The organism is Dehalococcoidia bacterium (assembly GCA_030648205.1).
Classification (GTDB): Bacteria; Chloroflexota; Dehalococcoidia; order JAUSIH01; family JAUSIH01; genus JAUSIH01.
Genome location: JAUSIH010000020.1, coordinates 40,821 through 52,818, shown reverse-complemented (window position 1 = coordinate 52,818; position 11,998 = coordinate 40,821). Strand labels below are relative to the sequence as shown.

Genomic DNA, 11,998 nt, shown 5'->3' with positions numbered 1-11,998 from the left:
CTCAGCGGCCACCGGCTCATCAAAGACATCTGGTTCGCTGGTCGCCGATGGAGCGGCCTGGGGTGGCTGAGACGATGGGGCCTCCGTCGTCGGCGGCGCGCTCGCTTTCTGCGCCGCCGCTGCGATCTGGTCAGTGCTCTGCTGAAGTTGCTCCATGAGTCGGCCCTGCGTCGCCTCCATGTCAGCCAGGCGCTTCTTGAGCGTGTCCATCTCCGAGTGGACCGCGCCTTGCTGAGAGGCGGCACGCTCCGCCTGCGTCTCCTTGCTCGCCGCGCTCTCCGCGGGGTGGTCGCTGCTCGCCTTCGTGGCGGCTGCGGGAGGATTCGCGGGAGGCGCTATGACGCCCCCGGGCTCCTCCGCGGTTGGCTCCGGCGACGCGGAAGGGGCGGCGTCACCCTGGTCTTTCTTGGAGGCAGCGGCATGCTTCTCCTCGGACGGCTCCGCGGATTTCTCCCTGGTCTCCAGGATCTGCTTCAGGAGGTTATCGAACGCTTCCTTGTCGAACCCTCCGCCGCGCTCCATGCGGAAACACCTTCTCGTCGAGGATGGAAGTGGCTGTTAAGTATAGCATACGTACCGAATATAGACTCGAACCGGGGGGGGCGGGCCCAAGGCAATCGCGCTTTGTTGATACGTCTCGTATCAGTCTAGACCTGTTCCTCTGATGAGCAAAGCGTACAACGCGAATCCCGCAGCACGGGGGCTCCACTTCTCCGCGCGGACCTCTCCTTTAGGAGAATAAAGCGCGATTGCCCTGTTCCAAGGCCAGTGTCTCATGACATGGCAGGGAGGGTTGCGGTATAATGAAGTTTGCTGTGGAAAAGCCAAGAGACACTTCTGCAAGCCAGCCCGAGGCGGTGATGAAGTCGGTGGCCCGCGAGGTCATCGAGACTATACTGCTCGCCGCGCTTGTCTTCCTGCTTATCCAGATCACCCTGCAGAACTTCCGTGTAAAGGGCGCCAGCATGGAGCCCACCCTGCACGACGGGGAGCACCTGGTCGTGACCAAGCTGGCGTACCTGTATGTTGACCCTGCCTGGCTGAACGGCCTGTTCCCCTTCCTGTTGCTGGATACGAGGAACCCCGTCTTTTTCTTCGGCCAGCCGCAGCGGGGCGACATCATCGTCTTCCGGTTCCCGCGGGACCCCACGCGTGAGTTCATCAAGCGCGTGATCGCCGACCCGGGCGACAAGGTGGAGATACGCTCCGGCCAGGTCTTCATCAACGGACAGTCCCTTGACGAGCCTTACGTATTCGACGCCGAACGCGACCGCCTCTCCATGGCGGCGACGGTGGTGCCCGCGGACTCCTACTTCGTGATGGGGGACAATCGCAGGGGGAGCAACGACTCCCGCGACTGGGGCCCGGTTCCCCGGCAGTACATCATCGGCAAGGCGTGGGTCACCTATTGGCCTCTCAGCGCTTGGGGGCTCATCCCCAACTACACCTACGCCAAACCCAACAGCTAGGCCGAGACGAGCGTGTCCACCGAGGTCGAGGGTATCCTGCGCGAGTCCGGCGCTTTGCTGGACGGGCATTTCCTGCTCACGTCCGGCATGCATTCCTCGCAGTACATGGAGAAGTTCCACATCCTGCAGTACCCCTGGCACACGGAGCGCCTCTGCCGGCTCATCGCCGAGCACTTCCGCGACCAGCGCATCCAGACCGTGGCGGGGCCGACCGTGGGCGGAGTCATCCTGGCCTACGAGGTGGGGCGGCAGCTCGGCGTCCGGGGCATCTTCGCCGAGCAGAGCGCCAGCAACAGGGAGTTCCGGCGCGGCTTCACGCTGGCGCCGGGGGAGCGCGTGCTGGTGGTGGACGACGTGTTGACGACGGGCGGGTCGGTGGTGCAGATGCTGGACGCGGTCCGGCGGCACGGCGCCGTGGTGGCGGGCCTGGGCATCCTTGTGGACCGCTCGGGGGGCAAGGCCGACCTGGATGTGCCCTACTTCGCGTGCCACCGGATGGACCTGCCCACGTACGCTCCCGCGGAGTGTCCTCTGTGCGCGAAGGGGGTGCCACTCAGAGCGCTGGGCGGCTCGCAGTCATCCTCCGCCAAGGTGTGACGCCGAGACCAAGTCTCCGTATGCTTTTGCTGCGTCGTGGGCCTGTAGCTCAGTTGGTAGAGCAGCGGACTTTTAATCCGCGTGTCGAGGGTTCGATCCCCTCCGGGCCCACCACTTTTTAAGACTCCAGTTGTTACGCATTGTCAGCTATCGCACCAAGTAACGAGGCATACATGGGTCAGTCAATAGAAACAATCATCATTGGCGGGGGACAGGCTGGGTTATCCACCAGCTACCACCTGGCGCAACGAGGCTGCGAACATATCGTGCTCGAACAAGCCGCGCAAGCAGGCAATGCCTGGCGTAACGGCCGCTGGGATTCCTTCACTCTCCTCACCCCTAACTGGTCGTTTCGATTGCCTGGCGCAGAGTATCATGGCAACGCGCCAGATGGTTTCATGGCGCGTGACGACATCGTCGCTTGCTTCGAGCAATACGTCGAACGCTTTCATCTCCCTGTCCGCTACGGGGTGCGGGTCACCTCAGTCGTTCGAAAAGCAGATGGCAAGGGCTATCTGGTCAGAACAGAGGAGACCGCTTGGGAAGCGCAACATGTGGTGATGGCTACGGGCCTGTTTCAGCAGCCCAAAATACCCTCCTGCCGTACCGACCTGTCCGCACGGATCACCCAGCTTGACTCGGGTAAATACCGCAATCCCCAGGCGCTACCGCCCGGTGCGGTGCTGGTGGTCGGCAGCGCCCAGTCAGGTTGCCAGATCGCAGAGGAGTTGTACCAGAATGGACGCAGGGTCTACTTATGTGTCGGCGGCGCTGGGCGTGTTCCCCGTCGGTATCGAGGTAAGGACGTTTACGAGTGGCTGCACCTGAGCGGGTTTCTGGACCGAACGGCGGACAAGCTGCCATCGCCCAAAGCCAAGTTCACAGGCAATCCGCACGTCTCTGGCCGGGATGGTGGACGGGCACTCAATCTGCACCAGTTTGCACGAGACGGCGTGGTGTTGCTGGGGCGCCTCCAAGGCGCGCGTGACAACACCATTTGGTTAGCCGACGACCTGAAGGATAGCCTCGCCAAGGCGGACAAGTTCGAAGCCGAGGTCGTAAAACTGACCGATAACTTCATCGCGCAGAACGGGCTGAATGCTCCTCCGGAGAATCTGCCGCAACTCCGCGATGGTTATGACGCGGACGCGATCACCAAACTAGACCTGCACTCTGTTGGTATCACGACCATCATTTGGGCGATGGGATATGTGTTCGACTTCAGTCTTGTCAAGTTGCCCATCTTTGATAGCGACGGGTATCCGGTCCAGAAACGTGGCGTGACTGACTACCCCGGGTTATTCTTTATTGGCTTGCCCTGGTTATACAAACAAAAGTCCGGGTTGCTCATCGGTGTCGGAGAAGACGCCGACTTTATTGCGTCCGCGATTGCAGCAAGAAAGCGGTAACGTTTTACTGGTGTCTGTGCGCCAAACAAAGGGCGCTGGGTAACCAGCGCATCAGCCGACTCGCTTCGCTGGCGTTCGCGGGCGGCGACAACGCGCGGGCCCGAAAGGGCCTGGAGGTGCAGCCATGATGACCGGCAGCGAGTACAAGGAGAGCATACGCAGGCTGAGGAGGCCGGTGTACGCCCTGGGGGAGAAGATTGAGGACGTGGTGGACCACCCCCTCACCCGACCCCACGTCAACACGGCGGCCCTCACCTACGACCTGGCCCACGACCCGCGCTACGCGGACCTGATGACGGCCACATCCCACCTCACGGGCCGGACCATCAATCGGTTCACCCACATCCAGCAAAGCACCGGCGATCTGGTGAAAAAGGTGAAGATGCTGCGACTGCTGGGGCAGAAGACGGGGACATGCTTTCAACGGTGCGTGGGGCTGGACGCACTGAACGCTCTGTACAACATCACTTTGCAGGCTGACCAGAAGCACGGCACCGGCTACCACCAGCGGTTCCGCCGCTTTCTCACCTACGTCCAGGACAACGACCTGATGAGCGACGGCGCCGTGACGGACGCGAAGGGGGACCGCAGCCTCCCGCCCAGCAGGCAGCCGGATCCGGACGCCTACCTGCACATAGTGGAAAGGCGCCCGGACGGCGTCGTGGTGCGGGGAGCCAAGCTCCACCAGACGGGCGCGGTGAACTCCCACGAGGTCATCGTCATGCCCACCACCTCCATGCGGGAGGAGGACAAGGACTACGCCGTGGCCTTCGCCGTTCCCGCCGAGACCCCGGGCCTCACCTTCATCTTCGGCCGGCAGAGCAACGACGAGCGCAAGTTCGGCGGCGAGATAGACCAGGGCAACGCCTCGTACGGCTTCGTGGGCGGCGAGGCCATGATCGTCTTCGACGACGTGTTCGTTCCCTGGGAGAGGGTGTTCCTGTGCGGAGAGCATGAGTTCACCCTGCCCCTGGTGGAGATGTTCACCAGCTATCACCGGCAGAACTACGGCGGCTGCAAGACAGGCGTGGCCGATGTCCTCATCGGGGCCACCGCTCTCATCGCCCAGTACAACGGCGTGGACCAGGCGGCCCACGTCCGCGACAAGCTGGTGGAAATGGTCCACTTGGCCGAGACGCTGTACGGGTGCTCCATAGCGTGCTCCGCCGAGGGCAAGATGACCCCCGCGGGCACTTGCTACGTGGACCCCGTGCTGGCGAACTCGGCCAAGCTGAACACCACCAGGTTCATGTACGAGATATGCCGCCTGTCCCACGACATCGCGGGCGGGCTGCTGGGCACGGCGCCCTCGGAGAAGGACCTGTCTCATCCCGTGGTGGGCCCCTACGTTCGCAAGTACTTCCAGGGGGTGAACGGGACGCCCGTCGAGGCCCGGCTGCGGGTGGCCCGCCTCATCGAAAACATAAGCGGCTGCTCTGCCCTGGTGGAGTCCATGCACGGGGCGGGATCCCCGCAGGCGCTGAAGATCGGCATCGCCCGCCAGGCCAATCTCCCGGAGCGCATGAACATGGCGAAGGCCCTGCTGGGTATGGAGGACGGGACGCCGCGATGACAGCAGTCGTGGTCACATGTCTTCCTCGCGTCTCCGATGGCAAAGCTGACTCAAATGCGATATGATGGATATCGGCGGCAGAGATATGAGAATGCAACGACCACGCAATTTCACGGTTGTCATTGAGCAGGACGACGAGGGGTATCTCGTCGCCAGCGTGCCTGATTTGCCCGGCTGCCACACGCAAGCTCGCTCCCTGGACGAGTTGCTCAAGCGCGTTCGAGAAGCCATAAGCCTCTGCCTGGAAGAGCAAGGCCAGAACGTCAAGGTCGGCCTGCGTCTTGTAGGTGTCCATCAAGTCGTCGTATGAGTCGCCTGCCAGCCTTGACTGGACAGGCAGTAATCCAAGCCCTGAAAAGAGAAGGGTTTGAGGACATTCGTCAAAAGGGAAGCCATCGCATCCTGCGACACCCCGATGGACGATCAACCGTTGTCCCAATACACGCGGGTGAAGATATCGGCCCCGGCCTCCTGTCAAAGATTCTGCGAGACGCTCGGCTGACCCGTGAAGAGTTCCTCAGGCTGCTCACCCCACGCTCGCGCTAGACTCGGCCTGGCAGCGGACTCTCATCCAGGTGTCGTGGGTTCGCTTCCCTCCGGGCCCACCTACCTGTAAACGAACTTCACGATGAAGAAACAAGGCCACCCCTTCTCGTATCACTTCCGTGCGCTCACCGAGCGCGCCGGACGCGCAACGCGCCCGACCATTCTCCGGCGCTTCCTGTGGCTCCTGGCGGCGCTGGCCCTCATCGTGGCGTCCTGCGCGCCCGCATCTCCGCCCACAGCGACGCCCACGCAGGCGGTCGCCGGAGCGCATCCCGCGCCCGCGACGCCAACGGCCCAGCCCCGGCGCGGCGGCGTCCTGCGGGCATCCATCAGCTCGGAGCCGCCCACCTGGGATGAGCACACCTCCACCGGGCCGTCCGGCGTCGTGGGGGAGTTCGTTGGCCAGAGCCTGCTGCGGGAAGACCCCCGGACCCGTGACCTGATTCCCGGCCTGGCCAGACGCTGGGAGTGGAAGGACGCGCGGACGCTTGTGCTCCACTTGCAGCAGGGCGTCAGGTTCCACAACCGCCCGCCGGTGAACGGACGGGAGTTTACCGCGCAGGACGTTGTCTTCAGCATCAACCGCATCCGCACGCCCGCGCCCAGATTCGCCCGACAAGGCCAGTTCGAGTTGGTGGACACGGTCAAGGCGGTGGACAGGTACACCGTGGAGGTCACCCTCAAAGAACCCTTCGTTCCCTTTCTCGCGTACCTCTCATGGGAGCGCAACGCCATGATGCCCCCGGAGATACTCGAGAAGACGGATGAGATCAGGGACCCGGAGCAGGCCATCGGCACCGGCCCCTTCATGGTCAAGGAGCACGTCCCCTCGGTGGGCGGGACACTGGAGCGCAACCCTGACTTCTGGATGCCGGGCAAGCCGTACCTGGACGGCGTCTCCTGGGTGGTCATCGTGGACGACGCCGCGCGCCTGGCCGCGTACAGGACGGCGCGCCTTGACTACGGGTCGGAGAGCCTGGGCGGCGTCACCTATCCGGAGAAGCTGGCCCTGGAGCGGACAAACCCGCAAATAGGTTTTATTCCGGTGCCGCTGGCGTACCCGGTGGAGCTGGTGATGGACCTGACGAAGCCGCCCTTCAACGACCTGCGCTTCCGCAAGGCCATTGACCTGGCGACGGACCGCCAGGAGACGCTCAAGGTGGCGATGGACGGCGGCGGCCACATCAGCGGACCCCTGTCGTGGAAGCTTCTGCCGAAGTGGGCCATCACGGAGGCGGAGCTGTTGCAGCGGCCCGGCTATCGCCAGCCAAAGCACGCGGACATAGCGGAGGCGCAGCGGCTGCTGGCCGAGATGGGCATTCCCCGCGGCTACAGGCTGCAGGCCGAGGCCGCGCGGGAGTACTCGTGGCTGCAACTCGCGCCGCTGGAGGCAGCCGCGTCCCAGTTGCAGCGCATCGGCATTGACCTGGACATCAAGATGATGGACTTCGCCGCGTACAAGGACACGGAGGTGCGGCGGCAGTTTGCCTTCCGCGCCCGCGGGTTCCTGGCCTTCGACGAGCCGGACGACCAGCTCCGCACCCGCTACCACAGCGCGGGGACGCGCAACTACGGCGGCATTCAAGACCCGGAACTGGACGCGCTCATTGACAGGCAGCGCGGCGCCCTGGACTTCGCCCAGCGCAGGGAGCTTGTGCTGCAGGCCCAGCGGCTCATCCTGGACAGGGTGTACCAGGTGCACATCTACACCGGCGAGGGCTGGGCTGTGGTCCAGCCGTGGGTGAAAGGGCTGTGGCCTACCCCGCGCAACCGCTACGGACTGGTGGAGGAGGGCTGGCTGGACAGGCGGACTCCTTGACCGTCCTCATTACGTCCACTACAGTAGAGGATACGGAGTCTTCTGCGCACGTCCTGGACAGGCCCGTCGTCCTGCCGGGCGTCGCTTCCTCCGAGCTATGTGGCCCAGAGGGGAGGGCGTCATGGACCTGGCATCAGAGATACTGAAGCTCAAGCGGCAGCGCAACGCCGTCATCCTGGCCCATAACTACCAGATCGGCGAAATCCAGGACATCGCCGACTTCGTGGGAGACTCCCTGGGTCTGGCCCAGGAGGCCGCCAAGACTCCGGCGGACCTCATCGTGTTCTGCGGCGTGCACTTCATGGCCGAGACGGCCTCCATCCTGTGCCCCGACAAGCGGGTGCTCATCCCCGACCTGGAGGCCGGATGCTCCCTGGCCGCCACCATCAACGCCGACCAACTCCGCGCCTGGAAGGCCGAGCACCCCGGCGCCGTGGTCGTCTCCTACGTCAACACCACGGCGGAGGTCAAGGCGGAGACCGACTACTGCTGCACCTCGACGAACGCGGTGAAGGTGGTGCGGGCCATTCCGGAGGACAAAGAGGTCCTGTTCCTCCCCGACATGTTCTTGGGCACGTTCGTGCAGCACGAGACGGGCCGGAAGAACATGCACATCTGGTGGGGCGAGTGCCACGTGCACGCGGCCATCCGCCCGGAGGAGATCGCGAAGGCGCGCGACGCCCACAAGGGCGCCGAGTTCCTCATCCACCCCGAGTGTGGGTGCGTCAGCAACTGCATGTACCTGGCGAGCCAGAGCGACCCCGTGGCTAAAGGCGCACATATCCTTTCCACCGGCGGCATGATCAACTTCGCACGGAAGTCGCCGGCGAAGGAGTTTGTTATAGCCACGGAGACGGGCATCCTGCACCGCCTGCGCAAGGAAAGCCCGAAGAAGGCCTTCTTCCCGGTCAGCGAGGAGTCGGTCTGCAAGTACATGAAGATGATCACGCTGGAGAAGCTGCACCGCTCCCTCCGCGACGACGTGTACGTGGTGAAGGTGCCTCCGGCGATAGCGGATCGCGCCCGCGTGTCCATCGAGCGCATGCTGGCCATCGGCTAGTACTCAGTTGCAGAAATCAGCGTACACACAGCCGAACCCAGCCCCGCTCACCCTGAGCTTGTCGAAGGGCGAGCCACTCATGGTTCGACAAGCTCACCACGAGCGGTTGATGATACCGCCCTTTTTCGCAAGTAGGTACTAGCGCGGTGTCAGGGGCCGGACAGGCCAGTCGTCCCCTGTCGTTCCTCGTCCTTCCACGGAAGGACGAGGAATCTCCCAGGAGTGAACGATGTCTGAATCAGCGCCCGCGGGACTGCCCTCCCTGGACCTTGACCGCATCGTCCGGGCGGCGCTCCGGGAGGGCATGCCCTGGGGCGATATCACCACCGACGCCCTGGTGCCGCCGGACGCCCCCGGCGCGGGCAGGCTTACGGCCAAGGCGCGGGGCGTGCTGGCCGGGATGCCGGTGGCGGAGCGCGTGTTCCACGCCGTGGACGCAAGCGTCGCGTTCCGCGTCCTGAAGCCCGACGGCAGACGCGTCGCGCCCGGCGACTGCCTCGCCACGCTCAGCGGCCCCGCCGCCAGCCTGTTGAAGGCGGAGCGCGTCGCCCTGAACTTCCTCCAGCGCATGAGCGGCGTCGCCACGCTGACGGCCATGTACGTGGAGGCGGTGCGCGGCACGCGGGCGCACATCCTGGACACGCGCAAGACCACGCCCGGCCTGCGCCTTCTGGAGCGGTACGCGGTGCGTGTGGGCGGCGGCTACAATCACCGCTTCTGCCTCAGCGACGGCGTCCTGGTCAAGGACAACCATCTGGAGTCGCTGAAGCGGCGCGGCGTCGGCCTCAAGCAGGCGCTGGAGCAGGCGCGCAGGGCGGCCCCCCACATGACGCGGGTGGAGGTGGAGGCGCAGTCGCTGGCGCAAGTGCGGGAGGCGCTGGACGCCGGCGCGGACGTCATCATGCTCGACAACATGCCTGTCCCTCAGATGGTAGAAGCGGTGCGCATGGTCAGCGGGGAGGCGCTGCTGGAGGCATCCGGCGGCGTCAACCTGAAGACGGTGCGGGCGGTGGCCGAGACGGGCGTGGACCTGATCTCCGTGGGGGCGCTGACCCACTCCGCGCCCGCCCTGGATATCAGCCTGGACCTGGAGCAGTAACGCGCGGCACGCCGCCGTGGAGTACCCGGCCCTTCTCGCGCGACTAGAGCCTTTCCGATAACTCGCCGCCTTGGTTCGACAGAGCCTGCCCTGTCCGAAGGACTCTCCGCCTTGCGGAGTCCGCTCTGCGGATGCTGACCGGACTCCTTCGGAGAGCCCGTCGAAGAGCGAGCGAATGAGTACTCCCGGTTTCCGGATGGGCTCCTACTGGTTGAGGAAGACCTTTCCGCGCACGCCCATTTCCCGGCTGATGTTCGGCACCGGCTCCAGAAGCTCCACAGTCACCGCGTACTTGCGTATCCTGCGCCTCTGCTCTGAGACGCCAACCTCCGGAGGCAACGGTACGGGAGACATCTCCTTCACCCGAGCGGGTATCTCGCGGTTGAGCGGGCCAAAGCGCAGGGACACCGGCTGGCCTGACCTGCCTCCCCCCAACCAGTTTGCTCAGCAGACCAACGGCAACATCCGTGTGGAACTCTCATTACCCGCGGGCAGTTGTCGGGGGGCAGATCACACTCATGCGCGTTATACATGCCAGTTTTCGATGTAGAACACCAAAACAAAGGCGCTTGACAGCACAACCAACCAAGAATAGAATCTGGTCGCCAAGAAAGTGCGGAGATGTGTCGCAAACGGCATGCGCACGGGCGCTTTTGCCAAGCACCGGTCTTGTCCGGTGCTTCACAAAACAGCTTGCGAACGGCGGCGTGTGCGAGCGCAAAAGCCACAAGTGACGAGGGAGGTGCTATATGCGTTCTGAACGACATATCCCCAGGCGGCTACTGGGGCTGCTAGCTTGTGGCATACTCATCGCGGCGAGCGCCTGCGCCCCCGCCGCCAGCCCGAGCGCCCCGGCGCAGGCGCTGGCGCAACGCCCTGCATCTGCGCCGACGCCCACCGCACCGCCCACGCCCACCGCGCTGGCTCCCCGCTCTGGCGGCGCCTTTGTCATTCTTCAGGGAGGGAACCCTCCCGACTTCGACACCGCCGCCGCGCAAAACGGCCTGATTCAGGTCGCGGCAGGTCCGGCGTACTCCAAACTCGTCCAGTTCGACCCCGGCGCGGGGAAGGAGGTCGTCCCCGACCTCGCTGAAAAGTGGGACGTCAGCGCCGATGGCACGACGTACACATTCACCATCCGAAAAGGCGTCACCTGGCACGACGGCAAACCCCTGAACGAAGCGGACATCGTGTACAGCCTGAACAGGCTGCTGAAGCCACCTAAAGGCACCACGAGCAGCATTGGCGCCATCCTGGGCCCCGCTGTAGAGCGGGTCGAGAGCAACGGGGGCCAGATAAAACTCGTCCTCAAGTACCCGTTTGCTCCAACACTCACCATCCTTGCCATGGACTTCAGCCCCATCTATTCAAAGCAACTGGCCGATGACGGTAAGGATATGCGCAACGTCGTCATGGGCACGGGGCCGTTCAAGTTCGTCAGCTACACACCGAGCGTCAGCGTCGAGTTGGCCCGCAATCCGGACTACTACATGAAAGGCAGGCCGTTCCTGGACGGCGTCAGCGTCCGCATTATCCCAGACCAGCAGACACGCCTTTCGGCCATGCGGACGGGGCGGGCGCACATGACGGGCCGTTTCTCCGGCACGCTTTCTCCCTCGGAAGTGGACGCCCTGAAGAAAGACGTCCCGAATATGCAGATGTTCAGGTCCGCCACCCTCCGTGGCCCCTGGCTGTTTTGGAATCTCCGGGCCAAGCCCTTCCAGGACATTCGCGTTCGCCAGGCGGTCTCCCTGGCGCTGGACCGGCAGGCGGCGCTGAAGGTCGTCGCGGAAGGTGCGGGAAAATGGGGCAGCGTCTTCCCCTTTGACACCTGGGGCCTGACCCAGGATGAACTGTCCAAGCTGCCTGGCTTCTCCGAGCAGAAGGAACAGGATATCGCCGCGGCGAAGAAACTCCTGTTTGGGGCAGGCTACGCCGACGGCTTCTCCCTCTCCATACTGTCGAGAGGTGAGCGGCTGACCAAGAACTCGGCGGTGTTCATGGCCTCCCAGCTCGGCAACCTGGGCATCAACGCCACCGTCGAGGTCCAGGAAGACGCGATCTTCTGGAAGCGAGGCGCCGACCACCAATTCGCGGCGATGGTCTTCACCCCGGGCGCGACCATCCCCGACCCCATCATCATGACGGACTACTTCATCCCCGGCGGACGCCTCGACTTTAGCGGCAACGAGGACGACTCTCGTCTGGTTGAGATGTGGGATGTCCAGCGCCGCAGCCTGGATGTCGTCAAGCGACAGGAGACCCTGAAGCAGGTGGAGCGCTACATCCTGACGGAGAGCTACACCGCCTTGCCCGTTGTCTGGCCTTACAGCTTTCTGGCGGTTGCCCCCAACGTGCACGGATGGGTGTCCGGGCCGTCGGACTACAGTCTGAACGGCCTGCGGGATATCTGGCTGGAAAACTAA

General features: G+C 64.1%; 12 protein-coding genes and 1 tRNA gene. 11 read left to right on the top strand and 2 right to left on the bottom strand.

The annotated features are described in order from the left end of the window. Positions 1–522 (bottom strand): hypothetical protein (locus tag Q7T26_02470; GenBank protein ID MDO8531021.1); only part of this gene is annotated, 522 nt, incomplete at its 3' end. A gap of 281 nt (positions 523–803) precedes the next feature. Between Q7T26_02470 and lepB the strand changes: the two genes are divergently transcribed. The 10 genes from lepB (at position 804) to nadC (ending at position 9,572) form a co-directional block, all read left to right on the top strand. Further along, positions 804–1,469, top strand: a complete 666-nt coding sequence (gene lepB / locus Q7T26_02465) for a signal peptidase I (GenBank protein ID MDO8531020.1) — start codon at positions 804–806, stop codon at positions 1,467–1,469. 12 nt (positions 1,470–1,481) lie between these two features. Continuing rightward, the gene (pyrE, locus tag Q7T26_02460; GenBank protein MDO8531019.1) at positions 1,482–2,066 is read left to right on the top strand and encodes an orotate phosphoribosyltransferase; all 585 of its coding nucleotides are present in this window, start codon (positions 1,482–1,484) and stop codon (positions 2,064–2,066) included. Positions 2,067–2,104: 38 nt separating this feature from the next. Then, positions 2,105–2,180 (top strand) — tRNA-Lys (locus tag Q7T26_02455). A gap of 59 nt (positions 2,181–2,239) precedes the next feature. Beyond that, on the top strand, positions 2,240–3,475 hold the full coding sequence (locus Q7T26_02450) for an FAD-dependent oxidoreductase (GenBank protein MDO8531018.1): 1,236 nt from the start codon (positions 2,240–2,242) through the stop codon (positions 3,473–3,475). A gap of 124 nt (positions 3,476–3,599) precedes the next feature. Next, positions 3,600–5,048 carry a 4-hydroxyphenylacetate 3-hydroxylase family protein gene (locus Q7T26_02445; protein ID MDO8531017.1) on the top strand — a complete coding sequence of 483 codons (1,449 nt, stop codon included), beginning with the start codon at positions 3,600–3,602 and terminating at the stop codon, positions 5,046–5,048. Between the two features lie 91 nt (positions 5,049–5,139). Then, positions 5,140–5,358 carry a type II toxin-antitoxin system HicB family antitoxin gene (locus Q7T26_02440; protein MDO8531016.1) on the top strand — a complete coding sequence of 73 codons (219 nt, stop codon included), beginning with the start codon at positions 5,140–5,142 and terminating at the stop codon, positions 5,356–5,358. Continuing rightward, positions 5,355–5,594, top strand: a complete 240-nt coding sequence (locus Q7T26_02435) for a type II toxin-antitoxin system HicA family toxin (protein MDO8531015.1) — start codon at positions 5,355–5,357, stop codon at positions 5,592–5,594. The genes Q7T26_02440 and Q7T26_02435 overlap by 4 nt, the downstream gene beginning before the upstream one ends. A gap of 82 nt (positions 5,595–5,676) precedes the next feature. Next, a complete protein-coding gene (locus Q7T26_02430) occupies positions 5,677–7,413 on the top strand; it encodes an ABC transporter substrate-binding protein (GenBank protein ID MDO8531014.1) in 1,737 nt (578 codons plus the stop codon). A gap of 121 nt (positions 7,414–7,534) precedes the next feature. Next, positions 7,535–8,473, top strand: coding sequence for a quinolinate synthase NadA (gene nadA / locus Q7T26_02425; GenBank protein ID MDO8531013.1), 939 nt, complete (start codon positions 7,535–7,537; stop codon positions 8,471–8,473). Positions 8,474–8,702: 229 nt separating this feature from the next. After that, positions 8,703–9,572, top strand: a complete 870-nt coding sequence (nadC, locus tag Q7T26_02420; GenBank protein ID MDO8531012.1) for a carboxylating nicotinate-nucleotide diphosphorylase — start codon at positions 8,703–8,705, stop codon at positions 9,570–9,572. Between the two features lie 204 nt (positions 9,573–9,776). Here nadC and Q7T26_02415 read toward each other — a convergent pair whose 3' ends face one another. Continuing rightward, the gene (locus tag Q7T26_02415) at positions 9,777–9,980 is read right to left on the bottom strand and encodes a hypothetical protein (protein ID MDO8531011.1); all 204 of its coding nucleotides are present in this window, start codon (positions 9,978–9,980) and stop codon (positions 9,777–9,779) included. Positions 9,981–10,321: 341 nt separating this feature from the next. On the opposite strand from Q7T26_02415, the gene Q7T26_02410 reads away from it, so the two are divergent. Next, the gene (locus Q7T26_02410) at positions 10,322–11,998 is read left to right on the top strand and encodes an ABC transporter substrate-binding protein (GenBank protein MDO8531010.1); all 1,677 of its coding nucleotides are present in this window, start codon (positions 10,322–10,324) and stop codon (positions 11,996–11,998) included.

Bases quoted from the DNA above. Each gene is read 5' to 3' on its own strand.
- Q7T26_02445 (MDO8531017.1), top strand. From the start codon at position 3,600: ATGATGACCGGCAGCGAGTACAAGGAGAGCATACGCAGGCTGAGGAGG.
- Q7T26_02450 (MDO8531018.1), top strand. From the start codon at position 2,240: ATGGGTCAGTCAATAGAAACAATCATCATTGGCGGGGGACAGGCTGGG.
- Q7T26_02440 (MDO8531016.1), top strand. From the start codon at position 5,140: ATGCAACGACCACGCAATTTCACGGTTGTCATTGAGCAGGACGACGAG.
- Q7T26_02410 (MDO8531010.1), top strand. From the start codon at position 10,322: ATGCGTTCTGAACGACATATCCCCAGGCGGCTACTGGGGCTGCTAGCT.
- nadA (MDO8531013.1), top strand. From the start codon at position 7,535: ATGGACCTGGCATCAGAGATACTGAAGCTCAAGCGGCAGCGCAACGCC.
- lepB (MDO8531020.1), top strand. From the start codon at position 804: ATGAAGTTTGCTGTGGAAAAGCCAAGAGACACTTCTGCAAGCCAGCCC.
- Q7T26_02435 (MDO8531015.1), top strand. From the start codon at position 5,355: ATGAGTCGCCTGCCAGCCTTGACTGGACAGGCAGTAATCCAAGCCCTG.
- nadC (MDO8531012.1), top strand. From the start codon at position 8,703: ATGTCTGAATCAGCGCCCGCGGGACTGCCCTCCCTGGACCTTGACCGC.
- Q7T26_02430 (MDO8531014.1), top strand. From the start codon at position 5,677: ATGAAGAAACAAGGCCACCCCTTCTCGTATCACTTCCGTGCGCTCACC.